Consider the following 14,286-nt stretch of genomic DNA (forward strand, 5'->3'; position numbering starts at 1 on the left):
GGAGATCCCTCGCTGGGGCTCGGGATGACAGGTTGGGATGGGGCCGCTCATTTCGCCTCTCCCAGCCGGATGGTGGGTTCCCGCGTCGACAGCAAGCCGGCGGGCTTCCACAGCATGATCAGCACCATGGCGCCGCCGAAGGCCAGCATGCGGAACTGCTGCAGCTCGCGGAACCATTCCGGCAGGCCCACCAGCAGCAGGGCCGCCAGCACGATGCCGATCTGGCTGCCCATGCCGCCCAGCACCACGATGGCCAGGATCACCGCCGATTCGATGAAGGTGAAGCTTTCCGGGCTGATGAAGCCCTGGCGGGTGGCGAAGAACGACCCGGCGAATCCGGCGAACATGGCCCCCGTGGCGAAGGCCGAGAGCTTCACCAGGGTGGGGTTGATGCCCAAGGATCGGCAGGCGATCTCGTCCTCGCGCAGGGCCTCCCAGGCCCGGCCCACCGGCAGGCGGCGGATGCGCAACGTGATGACGTTGGTCAGCAGCGCCAAGGCCAGGATCAGGAAATACAGGAAGATCACCCGGTGGTCGGCGGAATAGTCCAGGCCGAAGAACTCGGCGAAGGTCTGGCTTCCCTCGGGCGGTACCATCTTGAAGGACAGGCCGAACAGCGAAGGCCGCTCGATGCCGGAAATGCCGTTGGGGCCGCCGGTGACGTCTTGCCAGTTCTGCAGCACCACCCGGACGATCTCGCCCAATCCCATGGTGACGATGGCGATGTAGTCGCCGCGCAGGCGCAGCACCGGAAAGCCCAGCACCATGCCGAAGGCCGCGGCCAGCAGACCGGCCAGCGGCAGGCAGACCCAGAAGGACAGCCCGAAGGTCTGGCTGAGCAGGGCGTAGGAATAGGCCCCCACCGCGTAGAAGGCGACGAAGCCCAGATCCAGCAGCCCGGCCAGCCCCACCACGATGTTCAGGCCCCAGCCCAGCATGACGTAGATGAGCACCAGGGTGGCCTTGTCCACCAGATTGCGCCCCGAGAAGGGCAGGAAGGGCAGGATCAGGGCAAAGGCCACCATGGCCCAGCCCACATAGACCATCATGGCGCGCGGCGGGGCGGGAAGGCTGGGACCGCGTCCGGCCAGTCCCAGGCGAAGGAGGCCGATCAGCAACCGGGCGCCCGCCACGCTGCCGGCGGCCCAGGCCACCCAGTCGAGGCGCCCGCTCAGGGACAGGCCGGTGGAGCCGTCCTCCAGCCGCACGCCCAGCATGGGCAGGGCCATGGCGGCGGCCACCACTCCGCCCAGCAGGGCATCCACCACCAGGGCGCGGGCGGTCTTGCCCCCCATGTCAGATCTTCTCCACGTCGGGGCGGCCCAGCAAGCCGGTGGGGCGGAACACCAGGACCGCCACCAGGATGCTGAAGGTGGCCACATCCTTGTATTCGATGGAGAAATAGGCCGACCAGAAGGCTTCGATCAGGCCGATCAGCAAGCCGCCCAGCATGGCGCCGGGCAGCGAGCCGATGCCGCCCAGCACGGCGGCGGTGAACGCCTTGATGCCTGCCAGGAAGCCGATATAGAAGTCGATCACGCCGTAATACAGGGTGACCATCATTCCCGCCACCCCGGCCAGTCCGGCGCCGATGACGAAGGTGGTGGAGATCACCCGGTCCACGTCGATGCCCAGCAGCGAGGCCATCTTCATGTCCTGCTCGCAGGCCCGCTGGGCGCGGCCCAGGGCGGTGCGGGTGATGACCCAGGTGAAGACCGCCATCAGCGCCAGGGTCAGCGCCATGATGACCATCTGCATCCAGCTGAGGCTGACCACGAAATCGCCGCTGTCCATCAGGGTGATTCCGCCCCGGAATACCGGCGGCAGCGGCTTGGCCCGCGCGCCCTGGGCCTGGGCCACGAAGTTCTGCAGCATGATGGAGACGCCGATGGCCGAAATCAGCGGCGCCAGACGCGGCGCCGAGCGCAAGGGCCGGTAGGCGACCCGCTCGGCCGTCCAGCCCCACAGGGCGGTCAGGGCCATGGCGGCGACCAGGGTCAGCACCAGGGCCAGGGGGACCGAGGTTCCAAGAACGGTGGTGGCGACCAGAAAGGTGATCAGCGAAATGAACGCTCCCACCATGTAGATCGTGCCATGGGCAAAATTGATCATGCCCAGAACGCCGTAAACCATGGTGTAGCCGAGGGCGACCAGACCATAGATGGCGCCCAGCGTCAGGCCGTTGATCAATTGTTGGAGAAAATACTCCACCTGCCCACCCTGGTCTGTTGCTTCAACTGGCTCCGATAGCAAGAAACCTACTCGGACGGGCGGCTCTGTCAACCGGGAATGCCGTGCGCATCAGGGGGTTGCCCGCTTTTTGCCCGGCCGAAAATTGGGGGGCTTGTAATCTCCTGGGGCATATCCAACCTGTTTGGTTGGGTATTGCTTAAGTCTTGGTTGGCGGCCAGTTGGGGCAGTCGGGGCCAAACTTCACGTATTTGAGAAGGACCAATTCCATGCTCGACCGCCTCAGCGTTGCCAAAAAGTTGATTTTATCATTTGGCGCCATTCTTTCCGTGGTGATCGGATTGTCCGTGTTCGCCGTCAACCGGTTGGCCGCCGTCAATCAACTGTCGACGGATCTGGCCGACAACTGGTTGCCCAGCGTCGATGTTTCGCGGGAATTGGACGGGCTTCTCGCCAAGCAGCGGGCCACGGTCTTTCGCCATATCCTGACCACCGACGAAGCGCAGATGGCCGAGGTCGAAAAGGTCCTGAACGACCAGCATTCGGCCTTCGTCGCGGCCCTGGAACGCTATGGCAAGCTCCTGTCTTCGCCCGAGGAGAAAGCCAATTTCGACGACTGGGCCAAGGTGGCGGTCGAGTACGACGCCATGACGGCCCGCGCCCTTGATTTCTCGCGCAAGAACGAGAATGACAAGGCCAAGGAGGTCATCCTGTCGAATCTTCCGCTCTACGCCAATGCCCAGAAGCACGCGGCCAAGGCGGTGGAGATCAATGTCCGGGGCGGCAAGGATGCCTCCCTGGCCGGCGACGCCCTTTACCACCTTTCCCGGATGATTCTGCTGATTGCCGTGGCTGTGGTGATCGTCATGGTGGTCATCTTCGGGCTGTTGCTGAGGAAGAGCATCGCCGAGCCGATCATCGCCATGACGGCGGCCATGAACCGGCTGGCGGACAAGGACTTCGCCGTGGCCATTCCGGCGGTGGGCCGGGTCGACGAAGTGGGGCGCATGGCCTCCGCCATGCAGACTTTCAAGGACAACATGCTCCGCTCGGAGCAGATGGAAAGCGAACAAAGAGCCGCCCAGGAACGCAATGTGGCCCGCGGCAAGACCATCGAGAGCCTGACCCGCAATTTCGACGAGGCGGTATCCTCCATGCTGAATGCCGTGTCCCGGGCCTCCACCGATATGGAGCATGCCGCCCAGGGCATGAGCGCCACGGCCGAGCAGACCAGCCGTCAGGCGGTGATGGTGGCGGCCGCCACCGAGGAGGCGTCCTCCAGCGTGCAGACGGTGGCTTCGGCCGCTGAGGAGCTGGCCGCCTCCATCCACGAGATCGGCCGCCAGGTCACCCAATCCTCGACGGTGGCGCGCATGGCCGCCGAAGAGGCGTCGAAGACCAACCAGACAGTGAACGGCCTGGCTGAAAGCTCGGCCCGTATCGGCGACGTGGTCAGCCTGATCAACGACATCGCGTCGCAGACCAATCTGCTGGCGCTGAACGCCACCATCGAGGCGGCCCGGGCCGGCGATGCCGGCAAGGGATTCGCCGTGGTGGCGGGCGAGGTCAAGAACCTCGCCAACCAGACCGGCCGCGCCACTGAGGAGATCAGCCAGCAGATCGCCGCCGTGCAGGAGGCGACCCGCCAGGCGGTGGACGCCATCGGCGGCATCGTCAAGCGCATCGAGGAGATCAACCAGATCTCGGCCGCCATCGCCTCGGCGGTGGAGGAGCAAAGCGCCGCCACGGCGGAAATCGCCCGCAACGTCCAGCAGGCGGCTTCGGGCACCCAGGAGGTGTCGGCCACCATCGGCGGCGTCACCAAGGCGGCGGAGGAAACCGGAACGGCGGCCGTCGGCGTGCTGGGGTCGATCAAATCGGTCAATCAGCAGGCCGATGCGCTGAAGGGCGTGGTCGCCAATTTCCTGACGGGGGTCAAGTCGGCCTGACGACGCGAAAACACTCCTTGACCTTCCCGTTGCTGGAAGGTCAAGGATGGGTCATGAATCGGATGTCGAGGATACCGTCATGACCAGCCAAAGCCTGTCGCTTCCCGTCAAGGGCATGACCTGCGCCGCCTGTTCCACCCGCCTGGAACGGGTTCTGGGCAAGGTGGACGGCGTCGAGCAGGCGCTGGTCAGTCTGGCGGCCGAGCGCGCCGATATCCGCTTCGATGGCGAGCGGGCCAGGCCCGAAGACCTGGTCTCGGCCATCGTCAAGGCCGGTTTCCAGGCCGATCTCGCCCAAAGCGGCGACGAGGACCTTGACCGCGAGGAGGCCGAGCACGCCGAGGAATCGGCCCGCCATCTGCGCCTGCTGATGCTTTCGGCCCTGCTGACCCTTCCGCTGATCGGGCAGATGGTCCTCGACATGGCCGGGCTGCACATCATGATTCCGCCGCTGATCCAATTGGCCCTGGCCGCGCCGGTGCAGTTCTGGATCGGCGCGCGCTTCTATACCGGGGCCTGGGCCTCGCTGAAAGGGGGCGCGGGCAACATGGACGTGCTGGTGGTGCTGGGCACCACCGCCGCCTTCGGCCTGTCCGCCTGGCATGTGGCCGCAGGCGACGCCCATCACGGCAACCTCTATTTCGAGGGCGCGTCGGTGGTCATCACCCTGGTGCTGCTGGGCAAGCTGCTGGAAGGCCGCGCCAAGCGCTCGGCCGCCGGCGCCATCCGCGCCCTGATGCGGCTCAAGCCCGACACGGCACGGGTCGAGCGCGACGGTCTGGTCATCGAGGTTCCTGCCGCCCTGGTGGCGGTGGGCGAGGTGGTGCTGGTCCGGCCCGGCGAGCGCGCTCCCGTGGACGGCACGGTGGTGGACGGCGAGTCCCAGATGGACGAATCGCTGATCACCGGCGAAAGTCTGCCGGTGCCGCGCGGTCCCGGCGACGAGGTGGTGGCCGGCGCGGTCAATGGCGAGGGGCTGCTGCGGGTCGAGGCGACGCGGGTCGGCGCCCAATCCACCATCAGCCGCATCATCCGCATGGTTCAGGGCGCCCAGGCGGCCAAGGCCCCGGTGCAGAAGCTGGTGGACCGCATCTCCAACGTGTTCGTACCGGTGGTGACGGTGATCGCCGCGCTGAGCTTTCTCGGCTGGTGGCTGATCGGTGGCAACCTTCAGGTGGCTTTCGTCGCGGCGGTCTCGGTGCTGGTCATCGCCTGCCCCTGCGCCCTGGGCCTCGCCACCCCCACCGGCATCATGGTGGGCACCGGGCTGGCGGCGCGGCACGGCATCCTGATCAAGGACGCCGAGGCCCTGGAACTGGCCCACAAGGTCCAGGTGATGGTGTTCGACAAGACCGGAACCCTGACCGAGGGCCACCCGGCGGTGGCCGCCATCACGGCCGCCGATGGCAATGGGCCGGAATTGCTCCGCCTTGCCGCCAGCGCCCAGCAGGGCAGCGAGCACCCCCTGGCCCGTGCCCTGCTGTCCGCCGCAACGGGGGGGCTGGCGCCGCTGGGCAGCTTCCGTTCCCTGCCCGGCCGGGGCCTGGAGGCCGAGGTGGAGGGGAGCTCCCTGCTGATCGGCAGCCGCCGCCTGATGACCGAACGGTCCATCGATCCCGGGACCCTGGCCGACGCGGCCGAAGCGGAGGAGGCCCAGGGCCGCACCTTGATGTGGGTGGCCGAGGGGGCGCGCATGCTGGGTTTCATCGCCGTGGCCGATCCCATCAAGGCCAGCGCCGCCGACGCGGTGGCGCGGCTGCGGCGGCTTGGCATCGAGACGGTGATGCTGACCGGCGACAATGCCCGCGCCGCCCAGGCGGTGGCCCGTGCCGCCGGGGTGGACCGGGTGCTGGCCGAGGTGCTGCCCGAGGACAAGGAGGCGGAAATCCGCCGCATCAAGGAGAGCGGCAAGGTGGTGGCCATGGTGGGCGACGGCATCAACGACGCCCCGGCCCTGGCCGCCGCCCATATCGGCATCGCCATGGGCACCGGCACCGACGTGGCCATGCAGGCGGCGGGCATCACCCTGGTCAAGGGCGACCCCTCCCGTCTGCCCGAAGCCATCGCCATTTCCCGCGCCACCACCTCAAAGATCCGCCAGAATCTGTTCTGGGCCTTCGCCTACAACGTGGTGGCCATTCCCGCCGCCGCTTTGGGCCTGCTCACTCCGGTCATCGCCGGGGCGGCCATGGCCATGTCCTCGGTCTCGGTGGTGAGCAACTCCCTGTTGCTGCGGCGCTGGAGGATGACATGAATATCGGCGAGGCCGCCCGGCGGTCCGGGATCTCGGCCAAGACCATCCGCTATTACGAATCCGTCGGCCTGATCCCTGAGGCCGGGCGCACGGCGGCGGGGTACCGCGCCTATACCGCCAACGAGGTGGAGACGCTGCGCTTCATCCATCGGGCCCGCTCGCTGGGCTTTTCGGTGCGCGATGTGGCCGGGCTGCTGGAATTGTGGCGTGACCGCTCGCGGGCCAGCACCGACGTCAAGTCCATCGCGCTCAAGCATGTGGCCGATATCGAGCGCAAGATCGCCGAACTGGACTCCATCCGCCGCACCCTGCTGGACCTGACCACGCGGTGCTGCGGCGACGATCATCCCGACTGCCCGATTCTGGAAGAACTGGCGACGGCGCCATGAGCCTTTGCGCCTCTCGCGGTTTCGCCTTACAAGAGGGACGGCTTCAATCGGGGTGACGATAGAGTGGGACGGCGCGACGTCAGACGGATGCTGATGGGTAACAAGGTGCCCCTGTGGGAACGCCCTTCCGTCCTGGTCGGCGTGATGGTCGCCGTCCTGGTGCTTGGTGTCGGCATCGGGCTGGCCCTGGGCCTGTGGTCGGGCAAGGCGGGAAAAGCTCCGCCGCCCGGCGCCGAGCAGGAGCCCGCCCCGGTCATCATGGCTTCGCCCGCCGCCCCCTCTCAGCCCATGCCTTCGGCCGGTGATGAACCCGACGATGGGCGACCGTTGCTGCAGCCGCCGCCGCCCCGGCCCGATCCCGGCTCTTCCGAGGCGCTGGAATTCGGCCATGCCTCCGACGTGGTGGCCCTGGCCCCCTTGCCGCCGCCGCCGCCCGCGCCCGAGGTCAAGCTGCCGCCGGCCGGCGCCGCAATCTGGCTGCGCAATGCCCTGCCGGTGCCCAAGACCGGCGGCAAGCCGGTGATCGCCATCATCATCGACGATCTGGGCGTCGATCGGCGCCGCAGCGAGCGCATGGCCCAGCTCAAGGGGCCGCTGACGCTGTCCTACATGACCTATGCCGAGGATGTGGCGCACCAGTCCCATGATGCGCGGGCCCGTGGCCACGAGCTGATGGTCCATGTGCCCATGCAGCCGCAAAGCGCCTCCTACGACCCCGGCGCCGAGGTGCTGGAGGTGGGGCTGTCGTCCGACGAGATCCGCCGCCGCCTCGACTGGGGGCTGTCCCGTTTCGACGGCTATGTGGGGATCAACAACCATATGGGCTCGCGCTTCACCTCGGACCCGGCGGGCATGCGGGTGGTGATGGCGGAGCTGCGTCGGCGTGGCCTAGCCTTCATCGATTCGGTGACGTCCGAGCGTACGGTGGGGGCGGAGACAGCGCGCCATTACGGCGTCCCCTTCGCCGCCCGTCATGTCTTTCTCGACAATGACCAGGGCGTCGCCCATGTGCGCGCCCAATTGGCCAAGACCGAGGCCTATGCCCGCAAGCACGGCGCCGCCATCGCCATCGGCCACCCCCATGACGGCACCATCGAGGCTCTGGCGGGCTGGCTGCCGGGGCTTGAGGGGCGCGGCTTCGCCCTGGTGCCGGTCAGCACCATCATCCGCATGGGCAATGGCGGCTGAGGGCGGCGACCCGTCGAATCCCGCTTGACCTTCCATGGGCTGGAAGGTTCATGCTGAGGCCTTCGCAATCCTTGAACGGGAGTTGACCATGTCCGCCACCTATCGCGTTACCGGCATGAGCTGCGGCGGTTGTTCCAAGTCGGTGACCTCGGCCATTCAGGAAATCACCCCCGGCGCCAAGGTCGAAGTCAACCTGGAGGCCAAGGCGGTGACCGTGGAAGGTGCCGACGAGGCCCAGGTCCGCCAGGCCGTTGATGCCGCCGGATTTGGCTTTGAGGGTCGGGTTTAGCCCTCGATCAGGCCGGTTCCCTCGGCCCGCGCCAGACGCCGCAGCACCTCGGCCATCTCCTCCAGGGCGTCGACCTGATGGTCCAGCCAGACTCGTCCCAGGGGGCCGTTGAGCGACCAGGCGGCACAGGCGGCGGTGCGGGTGGCGATCTCGCAATCGCAGGCCCGCAGCAGGGCGTCGATCTGGCGTCGCCGTACCGCCGCCGGAGCCAGATCGAGAAAGGCCAATTTCAGTCGGATGCCAACCTGCCCGAAGGTGGAAAGCGGCGCCGCCAGCGGCTGAGCCACCAGATCCTGAAGGCGGCGGCGGCCGTCGCCGGTGATGGCCAAGCGCAACGAGCGTTCCACCGGGTTGAGCAGGCCGCCCTCCAGCATTTCATCCATGGCATCGAAGCTCAGCTGCGAGACCGGCATCCAGGCCGGACCCGCCAGGGCGGCGACCGCCTGGGCCACTTCGTCCATGGTCAGCGGCGCCCGCTCGACGGCGCCCAGCACCGCCAGCCAGATATAGTCCCGGGCGGTCATGGCCTGCCGGTTCAGGATCGTCCTGCCTTCTATGAACCCCATCACGCCCTCAAGATGCAAATGCGAATGACTCGCAATATGATCGAGGTCGGGTCTATTTGCAAGTGGCATCATGGTGAAGGAGGCGAATTGCGCCTATGATCGTTCTCCCACAAGGAGAAAAGTCATGCCCCCGACCCTGATCGTCTGGCTGGTGCTTGCCGTGGTGGTGGTGATCATCCTGGCCAAATCCATCTGCATCGTGCCGCAGACCCAGAAAGGCGTGGTGCTTACCCTGGGGCGCTATACCGGCACGCGCGAGCCTGGGCTCCGGCTGGTCATCCCCTTCATCCAGAACCTGATCCCGGTGGATATCCGCCTGGCGGTGATGGAGGTGCCCACCCAGGACGTCATCAGCCGCGACAACGTCTCGGTCAAGGTGACGGCGGTGGTCTATTACCGGGTCAGCAACGCCATGAAGGCGGTGCTGGAGGTGGCCAATTACCGGGAGGCGGTCAGCCAGCTGGCGCAGATCACCACCCGCTCGACCCTGGGGTCCCACACCCTGGACCAGCTGCTGGGCCAGCAGGAAGACCTGAAGCAGGCCATCCGCCGCATTCTGGACGAGCGCACGGAATCCTGGGGCGTCGAGGTCGAGAACGTGGAGATCCGCAGCGTCGACCTTGACCCCAACATGATCCGCGCCATGGGGCAGGAGGCCGAGGCCGAACGCGGGCGGCGCGCCCGCATCATCACCGCCCAGGGCGAGTTCGAAGCCGCCACCAAACTGGCCGAGGCCGCCACCCTGATGGATGGCAAGCCCGGGGCCATGCTGCTGCGCTATCTGGCGACGCTGAAGGACATCGCCGTCGAGCACAACTCCACCATCATCTTCCCCATTCCGTCGGACATCATGGCCCCGGCGGCCCAGGGGTTGAACGCGGTGGTCAACAAGCTGGTGGCGGAATCGGTGGGCAAGGGGTGAGGCCTTGGGCTGCCGCCCAAACCTTCCCTTTTATTTTCTCAATAAACAAAAAGGGGGTTCGGGGCATCGCCCCGATTGGGGTTTGGGGCAAAAGCCCCAATCACCCCCTACTGCTTCACCAGCGTATAGTCGATGGCATCCTCGGCGGCGCGCACCAGGGCGCGGGCCTTGTTCATGCACTCCTCGTGCTCGGACAGCGGCACCGAATCGGCGACGATGCCGGCCCCGGCCTGGACATACATGGTGCCGTCCTTGACCAGGGTGGTGCGCAGCGCGATGCAGGTGTCCATGTTGCCGTTGCCGTCGAAATAGCCGATGGCGCCGGCATAGAACGAGCGCCGCTCGGTCTCCAACTCGTCGATGATCTCCATGGCGCGGATCTTGGGGGCGCCCGAGGTGGTGCCGGCCGGGAAGCCGGCCATCAGGGCGTCCATGGCGTCGCAGCCCTCGCGGATCTTGCCTTCCACGTTGGAGACGATGTGCATGACGTGGGAATAGTATTCCACGGTCATCTTCTTGGTGACTTCGACCGTGCCGATGGCGGCCACCCGGCCCACGTCGTTGCGGCCCAGATCCAGCAGCATCAGGTGTTCGGCCAGTTCCTTGGGATCGGCCAGCAGGTCGGCGGCCAGTTCCTCGTCCTCGGCGGGGGTCTTGCCCCGGCGCCGCGTTCCGGCGATGGGGCGGATGGTGACCTTGTCGTCACGCAGCCGCACCAGGATTTCCGGGCTGGAGCCCACCAGCTGGAACTCGCCCAGATCCAGGAAGAACAGGAACGGGCTAGGGTTGAGCCGGCGCAGCGAGCGATAGAGCGAGAACGGCGGCAGGCGGAACGGCACCGCCAGGCGCTGGGACAGCACCACCTGGAAGATATCGCCGGCGGCGATGTATTCCTGGGCCTTCTCGACCATGCGGCAATAATGCTCGGGCGACACGCTGGGCACCGGGATGGGCTGGTGCTCGTCGCGGGGGAAGCCGAGATAGGTGTGGGGCAGGGGGCTTTCCAGGGACTCGACGATGTGTTCGAGCCGCTCCCAGGCCAGGTCCCACGCCGCCTGGGCGTCCATGCCGGCCCGCGGCCAGACGGGGGCGACGGCGGTCAGGGTGCCGTTGACGTTGTCGAACACCGCCATGATGGTTGGGCGCATGAAGATGCCGTCGGGCACCTTGATGGGGTCGGGATTGGCATCGGGCAGCTTTTCCGCCAGCCGCACCATGTCGTAGCTCATATAGCCGATCAAGCCGGCCGACATGGGGGGCAGGTGGGGCGGGGTCTCGATGCCGCATTCCGCCACCAGGGCTCGCAGGCTGTCGAGGGCGCCTGACTTGGCCGCCACCGGGCAGGGCAGGAACTCGCTGGTCTTGGAGCGGGCGTTACGGTTGATCCAGGCCTCGTTGCCGACGCATTTCCACAGCAGATCCGGCCGCATGCCCAGGATGGAATAGCGTCCGCGCACCGCGCCGCCCTCCACCGATTCCAGCAGGAAGGCGTTGGGCTGGCCGCCCGCCAGCTTCATGAAGGCGGAAACTGGAGTCTCCAGGTCGGCCACCAACACCCGCCAGACCACCTGAGGCTTGCCATCGTCATAGGCTGCGGCAAAGGCGGAGAAGTCGGGCTGATGGCTCATGGTGACGCTGCTACTCTTCGCGGGTCAGTTGGGGACGGTCCACCTTGACGCCGATGGAGGCGTTCAGGGCGGCGATGTACTGGTCGGCAATGTCGGTGGCCACCGCCTGCGACACGCGCTGGCGGGCCGCCTGGGTCAGGGCGGGATTGGCGTTGGTGTCGAAGGTCACCACCTTGGCCAGTCGGGCCACCAGGGTGCCGCCCTGGACCGGCGCGGTGGCGATTCCTCCCGGCTGGGCCTTGAACAGTTCGGCGATGATGGTGGCCGGCAGCGCTGTGCCTTCGGCCGGCTCGCGGACGAACGGCTTCGAGGTTTCCAGCTTGGCGCCGGCCGAAAGGGCCACCTGGGCGATGCCTTCGCCGACCTTGATGCGGTCAGCCAGCTTCAGGGCCTTGTCGCGGGCCTGCTCCTGGCGGCGTTCGGCCTGCCAGGTGGCGACCACCTCGGACCTGATCTCGGCCAAGGGCTTGGGAGCGGGCGCGGTGACGCCATCGACGTGCAGCAGGAAGTAGCCGTTATTGGGCACTTCGGTCAGCGGGCTTTCGGTGTTTTGGTCGGTGTGGAAGGCCACGTCCAGGAACTGGTCGGATTTGGGAAGATCGGCCACCGGCTTGCCGTCGGCACCGCGGCCCTGAGCGTCCACGGCGGCGATCTTGACGGTCTTGAGGTTGTGGCGCTTGGCCGCTTCTTCCAGGGTGGCGCCGCCGCCCAACGCGTCCTCAACGCGATTGGCCAGTTCGGACAGGCCGTCCGTGGCCTTTTCCTTGCGCATGTCCTGCTCCAGTTGCGCCTTGACCTCGTCGAAGGAGCGGGTGCGGCCGGGCTGAATCTGAGAGACCTTGACCACGTGCCAGCCCAGCGCCGTCTTGACGGGTTGGCTGGTGGCGCCGGAGGACAGCTTGAACACCGCCTCGGCCAGTCCTTCGGGCAGGTCGTTCTTCTCGATGACGCCCAGATCGATGATCTCGCTGTTCAGAGCCTTAGCAATGGTCGCCAGATCCTTGCCCCCGGTCACCAGATCGGTGGCCTTGGCGGCGGCGGAAGACTCGTCGAAGACGATCTGCGACACGGCGCGGCGTTCCGGCGTGGAGAATTCCTCGATGCGCTGCCGGTAAGCGTCGCGCACCATCTCCTCGTCGATGTCGATGCCGCCGGCCACGTCGGAGGGACGCAGCAGCAGAACGGTCAGCGCCCGGAATTCCGGCGCCATGAACCGGCTGACGTTGTCCTTGTAATAGGCTTCCAGCACGGCCGCGTCGGGGGCGGCGGGCAGGGGCGTGGACTCATCCTTGATCAGGAAGGTCTCGGCCACCCGGCGCTCCTCCCGCCAGGCCAGCAGCGGATCGGTCAGGGCCTGGGGCGCGCCGATGCCGGCGGCGACGGTCTCCACCATCTGGTTGCGCACCATGTTGGTGCGCTCGGTCTTCATGAAGCTGTCCTCGGTGTGGCCAAGGCGCGAGAGGCGCGAGCGGAAGAGGTCGCGGTCGAACTGGCCCGTCGGCCCCTTGAAGGCGGGGTTGGAGGCCACACGGCGCAAAATGGTCTCGTCGGTGGCGGCAAGGCCCAGCGAGCGGGCCGCCTCGTCGATCAGGGTGCGGGCGATCAGCGAATCGATGGTGCGGTCCAGCATGCCCATCTTGCGGGCGTCCTCGGCGGTCAGCTTGCCGCCGAACAACGGCTGCAGACGCTCGACCTCGCGCTTGAACTCACCCATGACCTCGGCCGCCGACATGGAGGTGCGGCCGATCTCGATGGCCGGGCTGCGGCCGACGCCGCCGCGGACCACGTCGCCGGCGCCCCAGGCCACGAAGCTCAGGGCCAGAAGGGCGAACAGTAACCTGACGATCCAGGTCTTCGAAGCGGTGCGAAATACGTCGAGCATGGATTGGGCCGAGTCCGCAAAAGATGTTGGGGCGTGCCGGATGCCGGCCGCCCTGGGCTGGCGGCATAATAAGGAGGGGGCAGGGGGGCCGCAACATGGAAGTGGCCTTCCGCGTCCCGCTTTCGCCCCGCCGGACCCCTTTGCCGAACGGCATATTTAGCGCCAGAGTGACGAAATGTTGTTGCGGAAAAACCCTGGAATCTGTGTATATAATAAAAATCGAAGGTAAGCCGGTTCTTATAAGCCGGCACCAACCATAAGAACGCAGGGGAGCTCATGTCGTCCAAGCCGCTCTACGTGATGCTGTGCTCTGGGGAGCACGAAAAGATTCAATTGGCCGCCATGGTGGCCTCGGTGGCCGCGGTCTCCGACCGGCCGGTCGAGGTGTTCGTCACCATGAATGCCATCCTGGCCTTCGAGCGGGGCAAGAGCCCGGCCGAGCGCTATCAGGGGGGCCATTTCCACGAGATGTTCAAGACCCAGAACGTCCCCGACGCCATCGAGCTGTTCGGCCAGGGCAAGATGCTGGGCGAAATGAAGATGTGGGTCTGCTCCATGGTGCTCGATCTCAAGCATTGGGATCACGAGAAGCACCTGACCGAGGACCTGTTCGACGGTCCCATGGGACTGGCCAAGTTCCTGGCCGATTCCGAGAACGGCGAACTCATCTCCATCTGACCTCCATATCTTTCGAAGGAAGAACACCATGGCCGAACGCCAGAAGATTGACGCCCGCGGCGCCTTTTGCCCGGGTCCGCTGATGGAACTGATCGCCGCCCTCAAGCTGGCCTCCATCGGCGACGAAGTGGACGTGTGGTCGTCCGACAAGGGCTCGGCCTCCGACATTCCCGCCTGGTGCGCCAAGGTCGGCCATGCCGTGGTCGAAACCTCCGAGCATGACGGGTATTGGAGCGTCGTGGTGCGCAAGGCCAAATAGGCGTACAGTACCCATTAAATTCCGCCGAATGGCGGGGAAAGTGCCGCGAAGACGGCATAGATGGAATATTGATACATCAATACTCTCGTAGG

Annotated in this window: 13 protein-coding genes; 8 read left to right on the plus strand and 5 right to left on the minus strand. The window is 66.5% G+C overall.

The genetic code is table 11. The annotated features are described in order from the left end of the window. Nucleotides 1–47: 47 nt before the first annotated feature. Together livM and AMB_RS09135 are read right to left on the minus strand one after the other, a co-directional pair. Nucleotides 48–1,295: a high-affinity branched-chain amino acid ABC transporter permease LivM gene (livM, locus tag AMB_RS09130; protein ID WP_011384209.1), complete on the minus strand. Its 1,248-nt coding sequence runs from the start codon at nt 1,293–1,295 to the stop codon at nt 48–50. A gap of 1 nt (nt 1,296) precedes the next feature. Then, on the minus strand, nt 1,297–2,211 hold the full coding sequence (locus AMB_RS09135; protein ID WP_043743999.1) for an ABC transporter permease subunit: 915 nt from the start codon (nt 2,209–2,211) through the stop codon (nt 1,297–1,299). 248 nt (nt 2,212–2,459) lie between these two features. Between AMB_RS09135 and AMB_RS09140 the strand changes: the two genes are divergently transcribed. From AMB_RS09140 to AMB_RS09160, 5 genes are all read left to right on the plus strand, one after another. After that, a complete protein-coding gene (locus AMB_RS09140) occupies nt 2,460–4,139 on the plus strand; it encodes a methyl-accepting chemotaxis protein (RefSeq protein WP_043744002.1) in 1,680 nt (559 codons plus the stop codon). 79 nt (nt 4,140–4,218) lie between these two features. After that, on the plus strand, nt 4,219–6,393 hold the full coding sequence (locus AMB_RS09145; protein WP_043746398.1) for a heavy metal translocating P-type ATPase: 2,175 nt from the start codon (nt 4,219–4,221) through the stop codon (nt 6,391–6,393). Beyond that, nucleotides 6,390–6,782: a Cu(I)-responsive transcriptional regulator gene (gene cueR / locus AMB_RS09150; protein WP_011384213.1), complete on the plus strand. Its 393-nt coding sequence runs from the start codon at nt 6,390–6,392 to the stop codon at nt 6,780–6,782. The genes AMB_RS09145 and cueR overlap by 4 nt, the downstream gene beginning before the upstream one ends. Before the next feature lie 93 nt (nt 6,783–6,875). Continuing rightward, nucleotides 6,876–7,970 (plus strand): divergent polysaccharide deacetylase family protein, encoded by a 1,095-nt coding sequence (locus AMB_RS09155; protein WP_231849033.1) that lies wholly within the window; start codon nt 6,876–6,878, stop codon nt 7,968–7,970. A gap of 88 nt (nt 7,971–8,058) precedes the next feature. Then, on the plus strand, nt 8,059–8,259 hold the full coding sequence (locus AMB_RS09160; RefSeq protein WP_011384215.1) for a heavy-metal-associated domain-containing protein: 201 nt from the start codon (nt 8,059–8,061) through the stop codon (nt 8,257–8,259). Here the strand turns inward: AMB_RS09160 and AMB_RS09165 are convergent. After that, nucleotides 8,256–8,825, minus strand: coding sequence for a hypothetical protein (locus AMB_RS09165; protein ID WP_011384216.1), 570 nt, complete (start codon nt 8,823–8,825; stop codon nt 8,256–8,258). The two genes, AMB_RS09160 and AMB_RS09165, sit on opposite strands and share 4 nt — an antisense overlap. Nucleotides 8,826–8,949: 124 nt before the next feature. On the opposite strand from AMB_RS09165, the gene AMB_RS09170 reads away from it, so the two are divergent. Beyond that, a complete protein-coding gene (locus AMB_RS09170; RefSeq protein WP_050750673.1) occupies nt 8,950–9,747 on the plus strand; it encodes a slipin family protein in 798 nt (265 codons plus the stop codon). Between the two features lie 107 nt (nt 9,748–9,854). Here AMB_RS09170 and trpE read toward each other — a convergent pair whose 3' ends face one another. Next, nucleotides 9,855–11,375: an anthranilate synthase component I gene (gene trpE / locus AMB_RS09175; protein WP_011384218.1), complete on the minus strand. Its 1,521-nt coding sequence runs from the start codon at nt 11,373–11,375 to the stop codon at nt 9,855–9,857. 10 nt (nt 11,376–11,385) lie between these two features. Beyond that, entirely contained in the window at nt 11,386–13,257 is a 1,872-nt protein-coding gene (locus tag AMB_RS09180; RefSeq protein WP_011384219.1) for a peptidyl-prolyl cis-trans isomerase, read from the minus strand. A gap of 276 nt (nt 13,258–13,533) precedes the next feature. On the opposite strand from AMB_RS09180, the gene AMB_RS09185 reads away from it, so the two are divergent. Together AMB_RS09185 and AMB_RS09190 are read left to right on the plus strand one after the other, a co-directional pair. After that, nucleotides 13,534–13,935, plus strand: coding sequence for a hypothetical protein (locus tag AMB_RS09185; protein WP_011384220.1), 402 nt, complete (start codon nt 13,534–13,536; stop codon nt 13,933–13,935). 28 nt (nt 13,936–13,963) lie between these two features. Further along, nucleotides 13,964–14,194, plus strand: coding sequence for a sulfurtransferase TusA family protein (locus AMB_RS09190; protein WP_011384221.1), 231 nt, complete (start codon nt 13,964–13,966; stop codon nt 14,192–14,194). The last annotated feature ends 92 nt before the right edge of the window (nt 14,195–14,286 follow it).

The organism is Paramagnetospirillum magneticum AMB-1, assembly GCF_000009985.1.
Lineage (GTDB): Bacteria > Pseudomonadota > Alphaproteobacteria > Rhodospirillales > Magnetospirillaceae > Phaeospirillum > Phaeospirillum magneticum.